This window comes from Pseudoalteromonas sp. SG41-2, from assembly GCF_014164535.1.
Classification (GTDB): Bacteria; Pseudomonadota; Gammaproteobacteria; order Enterobacterales; family Alteromonadaceae; genus Pseudoalteromonas; species Pseudoalteromonas rhizosphaerae.
Genome location: NZ_JACJFK010000006.1, coordinates 64,747 through 83,262, shown reverse-complemented (window position 1 = coordinate 83,262; position 18,516 = coordinate 64,747). Strand labels below are relative to the sequence as shown.

General features: G+C 42.0%; 18 protein-coding genes. All 18 read left to right on the top strand.

Annotation, left to right across the window (positions count from 1 at the left end; genetic code table 11):
• Position 1: 1 nt before the first annotated feature.
• The 18 genes from H5186_RS06710 (at position 2) to H5186_RS06625 (ending at position 18,511) form a co-directional block, all read left to right on the top strand.
• Positions 2 to 2,296 carry a flagellar hook-length control protein FliK gene (locus H5186_RS06710; RefSeq protein ID WP_182794258.1) on the top strand — a complete coding sequence of 765 codons (2,295 nt, stop codon included), beginning with the start codon at positions 2 to 4 and terminating at the stop codon, positions 2,294 to 2,296.
• Between the two features lie 102 nt (positions 2,297 to 2,398).
• Positions 2,399 to 2,929: a flagellar basal body-associated protein FliL gene (gene fliL / locus H5186_RS06705; protein ID WP_149981489.1), complete on the top strand. Its 531-nt coding sequence runs from the start codon at positions 2,399 to 2,401 to the stop codon at positions 2,927 to 2,929.
• A 9-nt stretch (positions 2,930 to 2,938) separates the two neighbouring features.
• Positions 2,939 to 4,030, top strand: a complete 1,092-nt coding sequence (gene fliM / locus H5186_RS06700) for a flagellar motor switch protein FliM (protein ID WP_149981487.1) — start codon at positions 2,939 to 2,941, stop codon at positions 4,028 to 4,030.
• Positions 4,031 to 4,052: 22 nt separating this feature from the next.
• On the top strand, positions 4,053 to 4,451 hold the full coding sequence (gene fliN, locus H5186_RS06695; RefSeq protein ID WP_149981486.1) for a flagellar motor switch protein FliN: 399 nt from the start codon (positions 4,053 to 4,055) through the stop codon (positions 4,449 to 4,451).
• Positions 4,448 to 4,831 carry a flagellar biosynthetic protein FliO gene (gene fliO, locus H5186_RS06690; RefSeq protein ID WP_182794257.1) on the top strand — a complete coding sequence of 128 codons (384 nt, stop codon included), beginning with the start codon at positions 4,448 to 4,450 and terminating at the stop codon, positions 4,829 to 4,831. The genes fliN and fliO overlap by 4 nt, the downstream gene beginning before the upstream one ends.
• Positions 4,832 to 4,835: 4 nt before the next feature.
• Positions 4,836 to 5,576, top strand: a complete 741-nt coding sequence (gene fliP, locus H5186_RS06685; protein WP_182718180.1) for a flagellar type III secretion system pore protein FliP — start codon at positions 4,836 to 4,838, stop codon at positions 5,574 to 5,576.
• 43 nt (positions 5,577 to 5,619) lie between these two features.
• The gene (locus H5186_RS06680) at positions 5,620 to 5,889 is read left to right on the top strand and encodes a flagellar biosynthetic protein FliQ (RefSeq protein WP_182718179.1); all 270 of its coding nucleotides are present in this window, start codon (positions 5,620 to 5,622) and stop codon (positions 5,887 to 5,889) included.
• Between the two features lies 1 nt (position 5,890).
• Entirely contained in the window at positions 5,891 to 6,670 is a 780-nt protein-coding gene (gene fliR, locus H5186_RS06675; RefSeq protein WP_145239372.1) for a flagellar biosynthetic protein FliR, read from the top strand.
• A gap of 9 nt (positions 6,671 to 6,679) precedes the next feature.
• Positions 6,680 to 7,810 (top strand): flagellar biosynthesis protein FlhB, encoded by a 1,131-nt coding sequence (gene flhB / locus H5186_RS06670; RefSeq protein ID WP_182718178.1) that lies wholly within the window; start codon positions 6,680 to 6,682, stop codon positions 7,808 to 7,810.
• A gap of 95 nt (positions 7,811 to 7,905) precedes the next feature.
• Complete coding sequence (gene flhA / locus H5186_RS06665) at positions 7,906 to 10,014, top strand: flagellar biosynthesis protein FlhA (RefSeq protein ID WP_149981479.1); 2,109 nt, start codon at positions 7,906 to 7,908, stop codon at positions 10,012 to 10,014.
• Positions 10,015 to 10,037: 23 nt separating this feature from the next.
• Positions 10,038 to 11,519 carry a flagellar biosynthesis protein FlhF gene (flhF, locus tag H5186_RS06660; protein ID WP_182794256.1) on the top strand — a complete coding sequence of 494 codons (1,482 nt, stop codon included), beginning with the start codon at positions 10,038 to 10,040 and terminating at the stop codon, positions 11,517 to 11,519.
• The gene (locus H5186_RS06655) at positions 11,512 to 12,372 is read left to right on the top strand and encodes a MinD/ParA family protein (protein ID WP_149981477.1); all 861 of its coding nucleotides are present in this window, start codon (positions 11,512 to 11,514) and stop codon (positions 12,370 to 12,372) included. Before flhF ends, H5186_RS06655 begins: the two co-directional genes overlap by 8 nt.
• Before the next feature lie 26 nt (positions 12,373 to 12,398).
• The gene (locus H5186_RS06650) at positions 12,399 to 13,109 is read left to right on the top strand and encodes an RNA polymerase sigma factor FliA (protein ID WP_149981786.1); all 711 of its coding nucleotides are present in this window, start codon (positions 12,399 to 12,401) and stop codon (positions 13,107 to 13,109) included.
• A 40-nt stretch (positions 13,110 to 13,149) separates the two neighbouring features.
• Positions 13,150 to 13,533 carry a chemotaxis response regulator CheY gene (gene cheY / locus H5186_RS06645; protein ID WP_016708035.1) on the top strand — a complete coding sequence of 128 codons (384 nt, stop codon included), beginning with the start codon at positions 13,150 to 13,152 and terminating at the stop codon, positions 13,531 to 13,533.
• 17 nt (positions 13,534 to 13,550) lie between these two features.
• Positions 13,551 to 14,315 carry a protein phosphatase CheZ gene (locus H5186_RS06640; protein ID WP_145239357.1) on the top strand — a complete coding sequence of 255 codons (765 nt, stop codon included), beginning with the start codon at positions 13,551 to 13,553 and terminating at the stop codon, positions 14,313 to 14,315.
• A gap of 14 nt (positions 14,316 to 14,329) precedes the next feature.
• Positions 14,330 to 16,543: a chemotaxis protein CheA gene (locus H5186_RS06635; RefSeq protein ID WP_182794255.1), complete on the top strand. Its 2,214-nt coding sequence runs from the start codon at positions 14,330 to 14,332 to the stop codon at positions 16,541 to 16,543.
• Between the two features lie 68 nt (positions 16,544 to 16,611).
• Entirely contained in the window at positions 16,612 to 17,754 is a 1,143-nt protein-coding gene (locus H5186_RS06630; protein ID WP_182739668.1) for a chemotaxis response regulator protein-glutamate methylesterase, read from the top strand.
• A complete protein-coding gene (locus tag H5186_RS06625) occupies positions 17,747 to 18,511 on the top strand; it encodes a flagellar motor protein (RefSeq protein WP_182761088.1) in 765 nt (254 codons plus the stop codon). The genes H5186_RS06630 and H5186_RS06625 overlap by 8 nt, the downstream gene beginning before the upstream one ends.
• The last annotated feature ends 5 nt before the right edge of the window (positions 18,512 to 18,516 follow it).

Genomic DNA, 18,516 nt, shown 5'->3' with positions numbered 1-18,516 from the left:
TATGGCTATTAGTGATCTTTCAGTGTTTATCTCAACTGAGCAGGATGTTCAGTTAAATAAAAAAGACAGTGCCAAAGGTGGTGCAGCAGCAGATAAAGAAAGCACTGATAGTGACTTTTTTAGCCAATTACAAAGTGCCAATAATGCTGCGGAAACATCTATAAAGGTTAATTCAACGGGTGCTGAGGCACGTTCAGCAGAAGCCGTAATTGTTGCTGAAAAAGCACAAGAAACGTCTGCTGACAACAGTGATGAAAATGCGATGTCTGGTGATGCAATGCTTGCGCAAATAACGGCGGCTAATAACATGGACACTCGGGTAAATAATACGCCAACTGTCGAAAATTCCTCATTACTTTCAAAGTTGGGGAAATACAGCGAGGAAAAAATAGACCCTACGCTTGTTAAAGTCACTGGAGCCCGTCCAATTGATGATGTTACGCCTATTATTGATACAGAGACTCCTGCTACTGATGATCCGATTGCACAATTAGTCGATAAACAGCTAAAACCATCGTTACTTACAGAAAAAAAGGTGCTGGCAGAGGCAATTGATAAACAACTTCAGCTAAAGGGGAACACTCCGCCTGATGATGCAGTTACTCCTATTATTGATGATATTCAAGTCGCAAAAGAGACATCGCAAAATAAAGCGATGGCAATGCAGCCAACAATCCAACAAGCAGTTGCGACTACAACTACGTTAAAAAGCGGGCAAGTTGACAATGACGCAGCTCAAATAATTGCTGCTGGAAATACAAGCCAAGGTAAACCACAAGACAGTGAAGTATTAGCTAAAGGTTCCGACGCTATGCTTGCTCAGCAAGGAAAACCTCAACAGAGCGCAGCACTAAGTGCAGATGCAGCAGTTACTAACGTTACTGCTAACGCTAAACAAGCAATCAAAAGTGCCACTGAAGTAGCAATGGACGCTGAAGCGGTTAAAGGTGTTGCTTCAAGCTCTCAAACTGATGTATCAGAAAAAGCAGCTGAACAGTCAAAGCGTAATAATAGTGCTGTATTAGAGCAAATCAGCAAGGTATTACTTAACTCAACGACAACTGTGCAAAAAAATGAAAATCCACTGTTGGCGAGCTTAACACCGGAGCAGCAAAAACAGCTGCAAACTCAGGTTGATGTCATTCGTCAGCAAGATCCATCACCGGCTAACATAACTGACTTAAAAAAAATGCTGGCTGAATTTGTAGCGCTTAATAGTAAAGAAGCTGCAAAACCTACCACTGCAGTTGCGACAATTAACACCGCAGAGCTAACTCAACTAAGTAAAGATATTTCGCTGTTAAGCCCTATGCAAAAACAGGCATTAAGCCAGCAATTACGAAATTTTGTGAGCAATGAGCAGCCCAAAGGGGCTTTATTAACTCAGATCAATAAGGCGATTACTGAATTAGCCCAGCCAGAGAGTACTGAAAAAAGGACTGAGTCAAAAGCTCAATTGACGGTTCAGTCAATGGCAGATAATTTAGCAAGCACTACAACTACCAATAGCAGCACCGCTAAATCAGATACAAATAAAGTATCTGCGCCACAAGATGCACTTATAAAGGCTGCAAGCAAAGAGCAAGAAGTGAAACTGGCAGTACAAGATAATGTTCTAAAAAGCGAGCAATTTGCTGAAAATATTAAAGCAGAGCAAAGCCCTGTGCGCGACAACACATTGGCACGTGTAAATCAATTGTTTGGCCAGCTCACCGGATTAACCACTGCAGTTACAACAGCCACGGCTGTAGAAGGGAGTGAGCAAAGTTATCAACAAGCTTTGGCTGATATGCAAGTAATGCATGCTCAGCAAGCGAGTCCTACATCACAGACAAGACAAATAAATATTGATCCAACTGCGTTACAAGCGTTGAATATCATGAAAAGTGATGCTGCCAAGTTACTGCAAGAACGAGTGAGTGCATTGTTAAGCATTAATAATAAAGAAGCTGAAATACGTCTTGATCCGCCAGAAATGGGCAGTATGCAAATTCGTATTCGTAGCGATGCAGAACAAGCTCACATTAACTTTGTGGTGCAAAATCAGCAAGCCAAAGAAGCCCTTGAGCAATCAATGCCGAGATTACGGGAAATGTTAGCGCAGCAGGGAATTGAACTGGGTGAAAGCAGTATCCAGCAGGGGAATAGTCAAAGTGATACTGGTGGTGACGGACAACAAAATGGTCGTGGTCAACAGGCAAATCAGCAACAAAATGAAGAGGAAACTGCATTAACTCAGCAACCAATTCGCGGCTCTGGGCAACAATCTTCATCATCAATAGATTACTATGCCTAACACCTGCTATTATATGAGGTATAAGACTATAAAAATAAATAACTTGATGGTGCGCGGTGACACTCGTAATATCGCTATTATCAAGGCATAAAGGAAAGCGGCATGGCTGAAGAAGCAAATTTAGAAATTGAAGATGGCAGTAAAAGTAAAAAAAAGCTGATTATAATTATTATTGCTGCGGTATTGGTAATTGGTGGTGCCGCTGGCTTTTTCTTGATGTCAGGCTCAGACGCTGCTCCTGAAACACTTGCAGACGAATCGGTTGCACCTGCAACTGAAACTGCAGAGGTAAGTGGCAGTGGTGCAAAGGTTGGCAGTGCTTTATATGTTGCGATGCCTCGACCTTTTATTTTTAACGTACCAGGTGCAAGTCGTGACCGTATTGTGCAAATAAAAGTGCAATTATTAGTGCGCGGTGATGTGAATGAAGAAACGGCCAAAAAGCATATTCCACTAATTGAAGGTACATTGCTTGGTGTGTTTTCAACCACCACCGCAGATGAACTGGGCACTAGCGAAGGAAAAGAAACCCTGCGAGTAGCAGCGCTTGATAAAGTACAAGCGGCGTTAATGGACGTAGAGGGAAGTAAAGTAATCGAGCGGGTGTTGTTTACCGGCTTTGTAATGCAATAAGGGGTCAGCGTGAGCGATTTATTATCCCAAGATGAAATCGATGCCCTGTTGCATGGTGTCGATGAAGTCGAAGAGGAGGATCTACAGGACGGTGATGATGGCAGCGGTAATACGCTACAATACGATTTTTCTTCACAAGATCGTATTGTTCGTGGTCGCATGCCGACTCTGGAGATTGTGAACGAACGATTTGCTCGACACATGCGAATTAGCTTGTTTAATATGATGCGCCGCACTGCTGAGGTTTCTATCAATGGCGTACAAATGATAAAGTTTGGTGAATATATCCACACTTTATTTGTTCCTACCAGTCTTAACATGGTGCGCTTTCGTCCTCTTAAAGGTACTGGATTAATCACCATGGAAGCACGGTTAGTGTTTATCTTGGTTGATAACTTTTTTGGTGGCGATGGTCGCTATCATGCGAAAATAGAAGGTCGTGAATTTACGCCTACTGAGCGCCGTATTGTACAAATGCTATTAAAAATAATCTTTGAAGATTACAAAGAAGCATGGGCGCCGGTAATGGACGTGTCTTTTGAATATCTTGATTCAGAAGTTAATCCAGCAATGGCGAATATCGTCAGCCCCACCGAAGTAGTAGTGATCAGTTCATTCCATATTGAGCTGGATGGCGGTGGCGGAGATTTCCATATCGCATTGCCGTATTCAATGCTTGAACCTATTCGTGAATTACTCGATGCTGGTGTGCAATCAGATACTGAAGATACCGATTTACGTTGGAGCAAAGCCTTACGTGATGAAATTATGGATGTTGAAGTTGAAATATCAACACAACTGCTTGAAGTTGATTTAACCTTAGCGCAAATTATGGAGCTTAAGGCTGGGGATATTATTCCTGTTGAAATGCCAGAGCACATAACGGTGTTTGTCGAAGAGCTGCCGACCTTTAGGGCGAAAATGGGTCGTTCTCGTGATAACGTTGCGCTGCAAATTAGTGAAAAAATTAGACGTCCTGAATCAGTCAAATCAGAGTTGCATGTCTTTACAAAAGGTGGCAAAAAGCTTGATTCAGATGCGGAATTAGCAGAACTAGAAGATGATCTACACCTTTCAGAAGGCGTAGATTTAGACTGGTAAGAGAATTAAAAGGTTTAATAGTATGAGTGATGACCAAGATACAATGGACGAATGGGCGGCTGCTTTAGCCGAAGCCGAAGGAACCGACAGTTCTGACGGTGCCAAAGTAACTGAACTTGACGAGTTAAGTGATACTAGACATGAAATGAGTGGCGAAGAAAAACGCAAACTCGATACAATTTTAGATATCCCGGTAACTATTTCGATGGAAGTTGGGCGTTCAAAAATCAATATTCGTAACTTACTTCAGCTTAACCAAGGTTCAGTTGTTGAACTTGATCGTGTTGCCGGTGAACCACTGGATGTATTAGTTAATGGTACATTGATAGCGCACGGTGAAGTCGTCGTAGTTAATGATAAATTTGGTATCCGCCTCACTGACGTGATCAGCCAAGTTGAACGGATCAAAAAGCTGCGATGAGCTGTTGGCTTTTTTTATCGACTGCAGCAAGCTCAGCACTGCCCGCAGCGACACCTATGGGCGACTTACTCTCAATGGTAATGTCTTTAATCATGGTGCTAGTACTGATTGTGGTACTGGCATTTTTGGTTAAAAAACTAAACCCCAATTTAGCAAATACCGACGAATTTAAAGTGGTGCGTAGTTTACCATTAAGTGCGCGAGAGCGATTAATGGTCGTCGAAATTGATAATTGTCAGCATTTATTAGGTGTAACGCCGCATAGTATTAACTACCTGCATAAATTAGAAACCCCGTTAACAGAAAAAGAGTTGCCAGCCCTAGCACAACGTTTTGGCAAGCTATTAAACCCACAAACTAACCACATTAAAAAGAATTAATAATATGACTAAGTGGCTGCTTATACTTTTTGCATTCGTTTTTATTCCCTCAGTTAACGCCGAAGGCATTGAAGCGTTAAGTATTACGACTAATCCAGATGGCTCGCAAGATTATTCTGTAACCTTGCAAGTTCTGGCTATTATGACCGCGCTGAGCTTTATACCCGCTGCGGTGATCATGATGACCTCATTTACTCGCATTATTGTAGTACTGGCTATTTTGCGCCAAGCAATTGGTTTGCAACAAACACCATCAAATCAAATACTGTTAGGTATGTCGCTATTTCTAAGTATTTTTATAATGACGCCGGTTTATCAAAAAGTGAATCAGCAAGCCATTGAGCCATATTTAAATGAGCAGGTGACCTCGATTCAAGCGCTTGAACTTGCCAAAGAGCCGATGAAGGAATTCATGCTCTCACAGGTGCGCATAAAAGATTTAGAAACCTTCGCTAAAATTGCTGGGTATGACAAGTTAGACTCACCTGAAGCGACGCCATTAATTGTATTGATCCCCGCATTTATAACCAGTGAATTACAAACTGCATTTATTATTGGTTTTATGTTTTTTATTCCATTTTTGATAGTCGATTTAGTAGTTGCGTCAGTTTTAATGGCCATGGGTATGATGATGCTCTCGCCGATGATTGTGTCTATGCCGTTTAAAATTATGTTGTTTGTACTTGTCGATGGCTGGAGTTTAGTAATGGGCACTTTAGCGAAGAGTTTTGGCTTAGGTACTTGATATGGCAATACAATACTTTGCCTACAAAGGTTAGGAGGGGACCATGGAACCGGAAATTTTTGTTGACATACTCAGCGATTCTTTGTTTTTAGTTATTAAGTTAGTCTCCGCAATTGTGGTACCAGGTTTATTAGTGGGTTTAGTGGTTGCCGTTTTTCAAGCTGCTACATCAATCAATGAACAAACATTAAGCTTTTTGCCGCGCTTATTAATTACCATCAGTGCGTTAATTGCTGGAGGGCATTGGTTAACGCAAGAGTTAATGGATTTTTTCACTCGTTTAGTGCTTATCATCCCAGAGATAGCAGGCTAGTATGGAGTTTCCTTTTTCAGTCATTATTCAGTGGCTGAGTGACTTTTTGTTACCACTAGTACGGATCAGCTCGATGATTATGATCATGGCGGGGCTGGGTGCTAAAAATGTGCCTACGCGGATCAAGATGGGTCTAGCGGTAATGATTACCTTTTTAGTTGTACCAGTACTTCCGCCTGCGACATTTAATAACTTATTCTCTTTTGAGATGATCTTGGTAGTTATTCAACAAATGTTAATCGGTGTTGCGATAGGTTTTGCTTCTGTATTGATGTTGAATACTTTTGTGTTAGCAGGGCAAATATTAGCAATGCAAACTGGTCTTGGTTTCGCCTCAGTTGTTGATCCCTCTAATGGTATGAGTGTGCCTGCTGTTGGGCAGTTTTATTTGATTCTAGCCACGCTATTATTCTTTGTATTTAATGGCCATTTAATGATGATCCAAATGGTAGTGCATAGCTTTGAAGTGCTGCCAATCGACGGTAATTGGTGGGCGGTTGATCATTATTGGGACATAGTGACGTGGGGCGGCTGGATGTTTACTACCGCCTTGGTGCTATCTTTGGCGCCTTTAACAGCTATGCTGGTGATTAATATGTCGTTTGGTGTGATGACCCGTGCAGCACCGCAGTTAAACATTTTTTCAATCGGTTTTCCGTTTACCTTGGTTGCAGGTTTAGTCATTATTTGGGCAACCTTAGGTAACTTTGTTACTCAATTTGAATTTCAATGGTTAAAAATGATTGAGTTAATGTGTACTTTAGTTGGTTGTTCCCCATAGGAGAGAGTGATGGCTGAAGATTCAGGTCAAGAAAAAACCGAAGAACCCACGGGGAAAAAAGTAAGCGACGCGAAAAAGAAAGGCCAAGTTGCGCGCTCAAAAGAGCTTGGCACCATGTTTGTACTTATTTTTTCAGCCATTTCATTACTTATGTACGGACCTGAGATTGGCAAGGGACTGTATAATATAATGGGTCGCATGCTCAGCTTGAACCGTAATGAAACGTACGATACCACTAAAATGTTTTCAGTGTGGGGAGCGGTGGCCGATGCGCTAGTGTTTCCGATGGCGATGTTTGTGTTTATTATTGTGCTGGCGGGTATCATAGGTAATACCTTGTTAGGTGGTTTTAACTTTAGTTGGGAGGCGGCAGCACCTAAAGCCAGTAAAATGTCACCAGCAAAAGGTATAAAGCGGATGTTAGGTCCACAAGCGGGCGTCGAGTTGGTGAAATCGATTTTAAAGTTTGTGGTAGTAGCTGGCTTTGCTATCTTTTTGATCAACACCTTCTTTGATGAAATTCTTCATCTGAGTATTGAAAGTGCGCCGGGCAATATCATTCATGCCTTAGAGATACTCGCATGGATGTTTTTAGGACTGACCTGCACCTTAACCATTATTGCTGCGATTGATGCGCCATACCAAAGCCATAAACATCACAAAGAATTAAAAATGACTCTACAAGAAGTCAAAGATGAATATAAAAATTCTGAAGGTGATCCGCAAATTAAAGCGCGTATAAGACAAACGCAAAGACAAATGTCGCAGCGACGCATGATGCAGGATGTGCCAGATGCCGATGTAGTTGTCACCAACCCTACTCATTACTCTGTGGCATTAAAGTACGACACAGAGCGCGCTGGCGCGCCGATAGTCGTTGCCAAAGGCATTGATGAGATGGCGATGCAAATTAGGAAAATAGCCATTGGTAACGAGGTACCCATCCTTGAATCCCCCATGCTAACTCGAGCACTGTATCATACCGCCGAAGTAGGAGAGCAAATCCCTGACCAACTATTTACTGCAGTCGCACAAGTTTTAGCTTATGTATTTCAGCTTAAACGCTTTCAAAAAGGCCGTGGTAAACGCCCTACAAAATTGAATAAAACACTCCCAATTCCAGATGCCTATAAGTATTGATTTGAATAATCAGTATTCTTTTAAGCTAGTAATTAATAACTTGGAATAGTTATTGCAAATTCCGTTTAGTGTCAATTTTTTGAAATTGTAGAATTATGGAATTTAAAGCTGTATTACAACAACTTAATAAAGATAAAAAAGAGTATTTAAAAGGTGTTGGTACACCTTTGCTGGTGCTCGCTGCGTTGGGTATGGTGATTTTACCGTTACCGCCATTTTTACTCGACATTCTTTTCTCGTTTAATATAGCTTTAGCATTAGTGGTGTTGTTAGTGACAGTTTACACCATGAAGCCTGTTGAATTTGGTATGTTTCCAGCAGTGCTATTGATTGCAACGATTATGCGTTTGGCACTAAATGTTGCCAGTACCCGGGTGGTGCTGCTTGAAGGTCATAACGGTGGTGATGCCGCAGGTAAAGTTATTGAAGCTTTTGGTTCAGTGGTAATTGGTGGCAACTACGCGGTTGGTTTAGTGGTGTTTTTGATTTTGATTATCATCAACTTTGTGGTAATCACCAAAGGTGCAGGCAGGATCTCTGAAGTATCGGCACGCTTTACCTTAGATGCGATGCCAGGCAAACAAATGGCCATTGATGCTGACTTGAATGCGGGTTTTATTAGTGCAGAGCAAGCACGAGATCGCCGTGAAGAAGTCACCCGTGAAGCGGACTTTTATGGCTCTATGGATGGTGCGAGCAAGTTTGTAAAAGGTGATGCGATTGCTGGTATTGTAATACTGATCATCAATATTGTTGGCGGCTTGTTTGTTGGTATGATCCAGCATGATTTAAGCTTTGGCAACGCCATGGAAGTGTATACTTTGCTGACCATTGGTGATGGCTTAGTCGCACAATTACCATCATTACTGTTATCAATTGGCACTGCAATTGTTGTTACTCGTCAAAATGAATCGCTCAATATGGGCGATCAATTTAAGAAACAACTCGGTAACGAGAAATCATTATTTATCGCCTCGGGTATTTTAATCGTGATGGGTTTAGTACCGGGTATGCCACATTTTGCTTTTTTAAGTCTTGGTGCATTACTTGGTTACTTAGCGTATTACACCCAGCAAAATAAGCTAAAAGAAGCAGCAGCAAAAGAAGCAGAAGCTACCAATGGTGGTGCAACAGGCACTGGTGTTGCTAACAAGCAAGAGCAAAAAGAGCTAGGTTGGGATGATGTACAACAAGTTGATGTAATTGGCCTTGAAGTTGGCTATCGCTTAATTCCATTAGTTGATCAATCACAAGGTGGCGAACTATTAAACCGGATCAAAGGGGTACGTAAAAAGTTATCTCAAGAACTTGGTTTTTTAATTCCACCGGTGCATATTCGCGATAACTTAGAGTTAGACCCAAATGCATACAGAATTACCATGATGGGTGTTTCAAGTGGTGAGGGGGAGCTTAAGCACGGTGATGAGTTGGCTATTAATCCTGGCCAAGTATTTGGTCCAATAAAAGGCATTGCTACTAAAGATCCGGCCTTTGGTCTAGACGCTATTTGGATCAAACCAGATCAAAAAGATGAAGCACAATCACTCGGTTATACCGTGGTTGATGCAGCAACAGTGGTAGCAACGCATATTAGTCAGTTACTAACTAACAGCGCGGCCTTGTTACTCGGCCACGAGGAAGTGCAAAATCTATTAGATATGCTGGCAAAAAGTCATCCTCGTTTAGTTGAAGGGCTAGTGCCAGATATTTTACCACTAACAGCAATTGTTAAAGTATTACAAAATTTATTAAATGAAGGCGTTGCTATTCGCGATATGCGTTCAATTGTACAAACCCTTGTTGAGTATGGCCCTCGAAGCCAAGATCCTGATGTATTAACCGCAGCAGTGCGAATTTCACTGCGCAGATTAATTGTTCAAGACGCGGTTGGAATGTCATCAGAAATCCCTGTCATAACCTTGGCGCCTGAGTTGGAACAGATGTTGCATCAGTCACTACAAAATGCAGGCGACGAAGGTGCCGGAATAGAGCCAGGACTTGCAGAGCGACTTCAACAATCATTAAATGAAGCGCATCAAAACCAAGAAATGGCCGGTGAACCTTCGATATTGCTAACGTCAGGAATGTTACGCACTGTGTTATCTCGTTTTGTTAAGTACACCATTCCAGGATTGCGAGTGATGTCTTATCAAGAGGTACCAGACGAAAGACAGATCAAGATTGTCAGCTCAGTAGGCCAATAATCGGATTTTAAAGGGGTTGAACCATGAAAATAAAACGTTTTTTTGCTAAAGATATGCGCACCGCACTGAAAGAAGTTAAAGATGAACTCGGTGTAGATGCTGTAATCATGTCAAATAAAAAATTAGCCAATGGGGTAGAGATTGTTGCCGCCGTTGATTATGAAAAAGCAGCCCCGAAAGCACCTGCACAAGCACATGTTGCTACGGCACAAGCACAAACAAATGCTAACTTTGTTAAACCTGCGCCACAACGTTCACAGCCTGAGCCGCAAGCTGCGGTAGCTGATAGCTTACAAGCATTATTAGAGCGCCAATCACCGCGTCCACGTTCACCTGAGCTTGCATCGATGTTTAGCCAGTCAGGGATTGATACATCAACTCAGTATCAACCACAGCAACAACATCAAGCACAGCAAACTCGCCATGAACCACAAGCACATAATGATTTTGCTCGTCGCGATACTGCGTCGCGTCCACAAACGCAAGCACATAGCTTAGGTTTTGATGATGATCTAGAAAGTGGTTTTGATGATTTAGATACTCCGATGCCAACAAAAAGTGCACCCAAAACAGATGAAATTACCGCTATGCGTGATGAAATGGCAGCGATGCGTCAATTACTTGAGTATCAAGTATCTGGCTTGATGCAACAAGATTTAGCGCGTCGCGACCCTACTCGCGCATGCATGATCGATCGTTTAGTCGGAATGGGTATTGACAGTGAAGTTGCAGAGCAAATGGCCTGTTTTATTCCCGATGATGTGTCACGTCAGCAAGCATGGCAAGCGCTATTGCAAATGGTTGAAAACCAAATGCATACTACAAATAATGAAATACTACGCCAAGGCGGCGTATATGCACTTGTTGGCCCTACTGGGGTTGGTAAAACTACAACCGTGGCAAAACTTGCAGCCCTTGGCGCACAAAAATATGGCGCAGATAAAGTTGCGCTTATTACCACTGATACTTACCGTATTGGCGCTTATGAACAGCTTGCTACTTATGGCCGAATCATCGGTTGTGGTGTAAAACAAGTTAAAGATGCCAATGAATTAGCAGAAGTTTTATATCATTTACGAAATAAGCGTCTAGTATTAATAGATACAGCGGGAATGAGCCAACGTGATTTACGTTTAACTGAGCAGTTAAATACACTAATGCGTAATCAACGTGTCGATATTCGCAATTATTTAGTGCTCAGTGCGACCGCACAAATTAATGTTTTACAAGAAACCGTAAGACACTTTAAGAAGGTACAATTAAGTGGCTGTATTTTCACTAAATTAGACGAATCATTAAGTTTAGGTGAGATTATTAGTATAGCGATTCAAAATCGCCTTCCAATAGGGTATCTTACTAACGGTCAGCGCGTTCCAGAGGACATTCGGGTCGCCAATGCAGAGAAATTAGTAAAAAAAGCAGAACAATTGTATTTAAAAAGAACAAAAGCACAACATTCACGACGCCAAGCAGTAGCGTCAAGCACAGTAGGGATGTATGATTAACACAGTATTAGATCAAGCAAGTGGCCTGCGTAAAATGAGTCAAAACAATAATAACGGCGTTAAAGTTATCGCTGTAACAGGTGGCAAAGGTGGCGTAGGGAAAACTAACGTCTCACTTAACACTGCGATTGCGTTGGGTCAGCTCGGAAACCGAGTGTTAGTACTGGATGCCGATTTGGGTTTAGCAAATTGTGATGTGATGTTAGGACTTAGGGTAGAGCGTAATCTATCTCATGTACTATCAGGTGAATGCGAGCTCGATGAAATTTTAGTTGAAGGGCCTGCAGGAATTAAAATAGTACCAGCGACGTCAGGCTCACAAAGTATGGTGGAACTTTCACCATCAGAACATGCTGGTTTAATTCGCGCTTTTAGTGAATTAAATACCGAATTTGATATATTAATTGTTGATACTGCTGCTGGTATCTCTGACATGGTATTAAGTTTTTCGCGCGCAGCGCAAGATGTCATGGTAGTAGTATGTGATGAACCGAGCTCAATAACTGATGCTTATGCATTAATCAAAGTATTGAGTCGTGAGCACGGTGTGTATAAATTTAAAATCGTTGCTAATATGGTGCGCAGCATGCGTGAAGGCCAGGAACTATTTGCTAAGCTCTCAAAAGTAACGGATCGCTTTTTGGATGTCTCAATGGAATTGGTAGCAACAGTCCCGTATGATGAAAATATGCGTAAAGCAACTCGTCGTCAGAAAGTGATTGTTGATTTATTTCCAAGTTCCCCAGCAGCAATAGCATTTAAAACATTAGCGACAAAAGCAGTTAAATGGCCTATACCTAATCAACCATCTGGTCATTTAGAATTTTTCATAGAAAAATTAGTAAACGGCTAACTATGACGGCATCGGTGAATAAAGCGATGGGATATCAATCGACACAAAATTTAAATGTGATTGTTGAGCGACATGCTTCCTTAGTCAAAAAAGTGGCTTGTCATTTAATCGCTCGTTTACCCGCGAGTGTGCAACTCGATGATTTGATTCAATCGGGGATGATAGGGTTAATTGAAGCATCAAAGAACTTTGATGCGACTAAAGGTGCAAGCTTTGAAACCTTTGCAGGCATTCGTATCCGTGGTGCGATGCTGGATGAAATGCGCCGAGGTGATTGGGCTCCACGCTCAGTGCACCGTAATAGCCGCAGAGTCGCTGAAGCGATTAGTGAGCTAGAAAGCAGCCTGAATCGAGAACCTAAAGACAGTGAAGTTGCTGAAAAACTTGATATTACGCTAGATGAGTACCATCATATTCTTAGTGATGTAAATTCAAGTAAAGTGTTAGGTATAGAAGACTTAGGGGTAGATGAAGATGTTATCACACCAGTGGGACATGATTTAGCACTGGACAAGCCCTTTAATAACGTTAAAAATGAACGCTTTAATCAATCATTATTAACAGCTATACAATCTTTACCTGAACGAGATGGGTTAGTATTGTCGCTGTATTATAACGATGAAATGAATTTAAAAGAGATTGGACATATACTCGATGTAAGTGAATCGCGTGTGAGTCAGATACATGGTCAGGCGATGATTAAGCTCAAAGCAAAAATCAATGACTGGATTAATTAGTAGTAAGTAAATATAGGTTCAGACCTCACCGGAGGATGTTTTGGATAAAAACATGAAAATTCTTGTTGTTGATGATTTTTCGACGATGAGACGTATTATCAAAAATCTGTTAAGAGATTTGGGTTTTACAAATGTACAAGAAGCTGACGATGGCTCAACAGCTTTACCGATGTTGCAGAATCAAGAATTTGATTTTGTAGTTACAGATTGGAACATGCCTGGCATGCAAGGAATCGATCTCTTGCGCGCTATTAGGGCCGATGACAGCCTGAAACACATTCCTGTTTTAATGGTAACAGCAGAAGCTAAAAAAGAACAAATTGTTGCTGCTGCACAAGCTGGTGTTAACGGTTATATCGTTAAACCATTTACAGCTGCAACACTGAAAACCAAATTGGAAAAAGTGTTTGAGCGTTTAGGTTAAATAAATAGGAGAGGCTTATGTCAGCACCTGCTGCGCCTCAGATCAGTTTAGAACAAGCCCGTCAGCTTGTGGTTTACCTTGAAAACGGTGAACAAGATAAAGCTGATCAGTTAATTATTGATGCGGCGTCAAAAGAGCAATCAGAATTATTTGCCGAAGTAGGCAAACTTACGCGTCAGCTTCATGATGCGTTGAAAAATTTTGAGCTTGATACACGTTTAGCTGATTTGACCAAAGATGCACTACCCGACGCGAAGCAGCGTCTTAACTATGTTATGGAAATGACCGAAAACGCTGCTAATAAAACCATGGATGCTGTAGAAGCAAGTTTACCCATTGCCCAACAGCTTGCAGATGACATTTCAGACATTAAACCCACTTGGGATCGTTTAATGAATCGTGAAATCGAGCTAGGTGAATTTAAAACACTTTGCCATAGCTTAGATAAGTTCATGAATAGCTCGCAAACTAAAACGGATGAGTTGCAAGGACTCATGACCAATGTGTTAATGGCACAAGATTTTCAAGATTTAACCGGTCAAGTGATCCGTCGGGTTATCGAGCTTGTTAGAGAAGTCGAAGACAGCTTGATCCACTTGTTGACAGCATTTGGCAGCCAAGATGATAGCGAAACAAAAACAATAGCACCAGTCATTGAAAAACCGCCTGCTGAAAATACACTTGCAGGCCCTGAAGGGCCAATTATTGATAAAGAATCTCGTGATGATGTTGTCTCAGGACAAGATGATGTTGATGATTTATTATCAAGCTTGGGCTTCTAAGAGGAGAAAACTGCATGAGCTTTGAAGTCGATGAAGATATTTTACAAGATTTTCTAGTAGAGGCTGGAGAAATTCTTGAGCTTTTGTCAGAACAGCTGGTGGAGCTTGAAAATAACCCAGATGATACCGAATTACTCAATGCAATTTTCCGTGGTTTTCATACGGTAAAAGGCGGCGCAGGCTTTTTAAGCATGACTGAACTAGTCGATGCTTGCCATGGTGCAGAGAACGTTTTCGATTTATTGCGTCAAGGTGTTCGTAAGGTTAATTCCGAACTGATGGACGTGATCTTGCAAGCACTCGATACTATCAACGAAATGTTTGCGACTATCCAAAGTAGAGAAAAACCAGAACCAGCAAATCCAGAATTACTCGCTGTTTTACATAAATTGGGGCTGCCGCCAACGGCTGAAGAATTAACTGGCAGTGCTGAACCTGCAGGCGATATCCCTGTTGTTGATGCTGATGATATTTTAGATGATTCTGACGATCCATTTGCGCTAGACTCATTATTTGATGGTCAAGTTGATAGCGATCAAAAAGATGTTCAAATCGATGAGATAACAGAAGATGAATTTGAGAGTCTGCTTGATGAGCTCCACGGACAAGGGAAAAGTCCTATAACGCCAACAACCACTGTCAGCAATGAATCATCAAATAGTGATATTACTGATGATGAATTTGATAATTTATTGGATGAATTGCACGGTATTGGTAGCTTCGGTCTAGTAAGTAATAAAGATACTGCAGGCACCGAAAGTGCTGCGCCTAAACCGACCCAAGCACCTTCAGCATCGACGAAAAGTAATGGTCCAGATGAAATCAGCGATGATGAATTTGAAGCTTTACTTGATGAATTACATGGTAAAGGCAGCGCGCCACAAGCGGTCGCTGAGACTGAGCCAGCACCCGCTAAAAAAGCACCAACACCTGCACCTGCACCTGCACCTGTTGCCGCAGCTAAGCCAGTGCCCAAACCAGCAGTGTCTGAGCCTGTGAAAGCAGCTGAAAAATCCGCACCAGCTCCAGCGACAGCTGTTGCTAAAAAACCAGCTCCTCCACAAGCTGATACGACGGTGCGTGTTGATACAAAACGCCTAGATCAAATAATGAACATGGTTGGTGAACTGGTATTGGTTCGCAATCGTTTAGTCAGTTTAGCAACCAATACTGAAAGTGAAGCGATGGGTAAAGCCATTTCGAATCTTGATGTAGTAACCGCAGACTTGCAAGGTGCGGTAATGAAAACGCGGATGCAACCGATCAAGAAAGTGTTTGGTCGTTTTCCTCGCGTAGTCCGTGATTTAGCCCGCAGTTTGAGAAAAGACATTAACTTACTGCTCGTGGGTGAAGAAACCGATTTAGATAAAAACTTAGTTGAGGCACTGGCAGATCCTTTAGTCCACTTGGTGCGCAACTCGGTTGACCATGGTATTGAAATGCCTGATGTGCGTGAAGCGGCAGGTAAGTCAAGAACTGGGACTGTTACTTTATCAGCATCGCAAGAGGGTGATCATATTTTGCTCACCATTCGTGATGATGGTGCAGGTATGGACCCTGAAAAACTGAAAAAAATAGCAATCAATAAAGGGGTGCTTGATCACGAGCAAGCAGCTCGACTATCTGATACAGAAGCCTATAACCTTATTTTTGCACCAGGCTTTTCCACCAAAGAACAGATCTCTGATATTTCGGGTCGTGGTGTGGGTATGGATGTGGTGAAAACCAAAATTACCCAACTAAATGGTTCTGTGAGTATTCAATCTGAGCTAGGTGTAGGCACAATCCTAGAAATTAAAGTACCGTTAACGTTGGCTATTTTGCCGACATTGATGGTGGTTGTCGGTGAGCAAACATTTGCATTACCACTGGCTGGTGTTAATGAAATATTCCACCTAGATCTAACTAAAACGAATGTAGTTGATGGTCAATTAACCATTATTGTTCGTAAGAAAGCACGACCGTTGTTTTATTTAGAACATTGGTTAGTTAAAGGTGCTGACAGATCATTACGCAAAGCTCAAGGCCATGTTGTAATTGTACAAATTGGTACGCAACAAGTTGGTTTTGTAGTGGATTCATTGATTGGTCAAGAAGAAGTTGTTATTAAACCGCTTGATGCTTTACTACAAGGAACACCTGGTATGGCAGGTGCAACGATCACGTCTGACGGTGGTATAGCGCTGATCTTAGATGTTCCAAACCTGTTAAAACACTACGCAGGTTAGGCCAATTCTTATCTTATTGTGAGGGCTAAATATGGCTCTCACAGATAAAATTTAACAAGAGTATGCCAATGGCAGTTAAAGTTTTAGTTGTTGATGATTCAAGTTTCTTTCGCCGCAGAGTGAGCGAAATACTCGAGCAAGATAAGGATATCGAAGTAATTGGTTTTGCGGTAAATGGCCGAGAAGCGGTCGATAAAACAAATCAACTTCGTCCAGATGTAATCACCATGGATGTTGAAATGCCCGTGCTTGATGGCATTAGTGCTGTAAAAGAAATCATGGCAGCAAATCCAACCCCTATTCTGATGTTCTCCTCACTGACTCGTGATGGCGCAACAGCAACCTTAGACGCACTTGATGCGGGTGCTCTAGATTTTTTACCGAAAAAATTTGAAGATATTGCTCGTAATAATGAAGATGCGATTAAGTTATTACAAAATAAAGTAAAAGAAATTGGACGCAAGCGTCTTTCGCGCTTTAGTCGGCCGACAACGCCTCCTGCATCGGCACCAATACCTCCCGTTTCTGCAGGTACAACAAGTCGCCCTGCGATAACTCAACCAGATCGAAGCTTTAACCGGAGCGCTGCACCTGCGACTAATATTGCAGCTAACACTCGCGCTTCAGGAAAGAAATATCAAATAGTTGCAATAGGTACTTCAACGGGAGGACCTGTTGCACTGCAAACAATTCTGACTCAGTTGCCCGCTAATTTTCCGCACCCTATTTTGTTAATACAGCATATGCCAGCTGCGTTTACGCCAGCATTTGCCGCACGTTTAAACGGCTTGTGCAAAATAAAAGTAAAAGAAGCACAACAAGGCGACCGATTAATGCCAGGCGTCGCGTATCTAGCGCCGGGCGGTCAACAAATGTTGATTGAGGGACGGGCTGGCAATCGCACTTTACGTGTTTTTGAAGACGATAGTGCCCGGATCACCTATAAACCAAGTGTTGATGTTACTTTTGCAAGTACAGCCAAATCGTTCCAAGGTGATGTATTAGCTGTGGTACTTACAGGCATGGGCGCAGATGGAAGAGACGGTGCAAGAATGCTTAAACAAGCCGGCGCTACTATTTGGGCACAAGATGAAAAAACCAGTGTGGTATATGGTATGCCACAAGCGGTTGCTAACGCAGGGTTATCATCGGCAAGCATTGCGCTTGAAGACGTTGCTAATCGGTTAGTTCGAGAGATTGGTTGTGGATAAGTTGTCGTTTCTAGGCCTGTTCGTTGCACTTTTGGCGATTGGTTATGGCTACTCACTAGAAGGCGGTGTTGTGAGTGCTTTATTTAATGGCCCGGCATTAATCATTGTGTTGGGCGGTACGTTAGGTGCTGTAATGCTACAAACACCAGCAAGTACGTTTAATAAAGCATTAAGAATAAGCCACTGGGTATTTTTCCCACCAAGTTACGATATCAACAGAGCAATTGAGCAAGTTAAAAGTTGGTCACAAAAAGCCCGCCAAGAAGGGTATTTAGCACTTGAAGAAATAGCGTTAACCCATCCGGATCCATATGTTGCCAAAGGCTTGAGTTTACTGATTGATGGCAACAGTGAGCAAAAACTCAGAGAAACACTAGAAATTGATTTGTTGCTAGAAAGAGAACGGCTGCTTGAAGCCAGTCGAGTTTATGAGGCGTTGGGCGGTTACAGTCCTACCATCGGTATATTAGGCGCAGTGCTTGGTCTGATCCAAGCGATGTCATTTATCACTGAACCTGAAAAGTTAGGTGCAGGGGTTGCGACTGCTTTTCTTGCCACCATTTATGGGGTTGGCTTAGCAAATTTATTGTTTTTACCTATGGCTAACAAGCTCAAACAACAAGTAGAACAAAAGATGCTGTTTCATGAGTTATTAGCTGAAGGAATTATTGCCATGAGCCAAGGTGATAGCCCTGTCAATATTGAGCTGAAACTTGAAGCGTATCGTGTAGAGCGTCCAAGTCAGCTTCAAGAATAATTATT

Bases quoted from the DNA above. Each gene is read 5' to 3' on its own strand.
- H5186_RS06635 (WP_182794255.1), top strand. From the start codon at position 14,330: ATGAGCTTTGAAGTCGATGAAGATATTTTACAAGATTTTCTAGTAGAG.
- H5186_RS06640 (WP_145239357.1), top strand. From the start codon at position 13,551: ATGTCAGCACCTGCTGCGCCTCAGATCAGTTTAGAACAAGCCCGTCAG.
- H5186_RS06680 (WP_182718179.1), top strand. From the start codon at position 5,620: ATGGAACCGGAAATTTTTGTTGACATACTCAGCGATTCTTTGTTTTTA.
- fliP (WP_182718180.1), top strand. From the start codon at position 4,836: ATGACTAAGTGGCTGCTTATACTTTTTGCATTCGTTTTTATTCCCTCA.
- H5186_RS06650 (WP_149981786.1), top strand. From the start codon at position 12,399: ATGGGATATCAATCGACACAAAATTTAAATGTGATTGTTGAGCGACAT.
- H5186_RS06655 (WP_149981477.1), top strand. From the start codon at position 11,512: ATGATTAACACAGTATTAGATCAAGCAAGTGGCCTGCGTAAAATGAGT.
- flhB (WP_182718178.1), top strand. From the start codon at position 6,680: ATGGCTGAAGATTCAGGTCAAGAAAAAACCGAAGAACCCACGGGGAAA.
- fliO (WP_182794257.1), top strand. From the start codon at position 4,448: ATGAGCTGTTGGCTTTTTTTATCGACTGCAGCAAGCTCAGCACTGCCC.
- fliL (WP_149981489.1), top strand. From the start codon at position 2,399: ATGGCTGAAGAAGCAAATTTAGAAATTGAAGATGGCAGTAAAAGTAAA.
- flhA (WP_149981479.1), top strand. From the start codon at position 7,906: ATGGAATTTAAAGCTGTATTACAACAACTTAATAAAGATAAAAAAGAG.
- H5186_RS06710 (WP_182794258.1), top strand. From the start codon at position 2: ATGGCTATTAGTGATCTTTCAGTGTTTATCTCAACTGAGCAGGATGTT.
- fliN (WP_149981486.1), top strand. From the start codon at position 4,053: ATGAGTGATGACCAAGATACAATGGACGAATGGGCGGCTGCTTTAGCC.
- fliR (WP_145239372.1), top strand. From the start codon at position 5,891: ATGGAGTTTCCTTTTTCAGTCATTATTCAGTGGCTGAGTGACTTTTTG.
- H5186_RS06630 (WP_182739668.1), top strand. From the start codon at position 16,612: ATGGCAGTTAAAGTTTTAGTTGTTGATGATTCAAGTTTCTTTCGCCGC.
- flhF (WP_182794256.1), top strand. From the start codon at position 10,038: ATGAAAATAAAACGTTTTTTTGCTAAAGATATGCGCACCGCACTGAAA.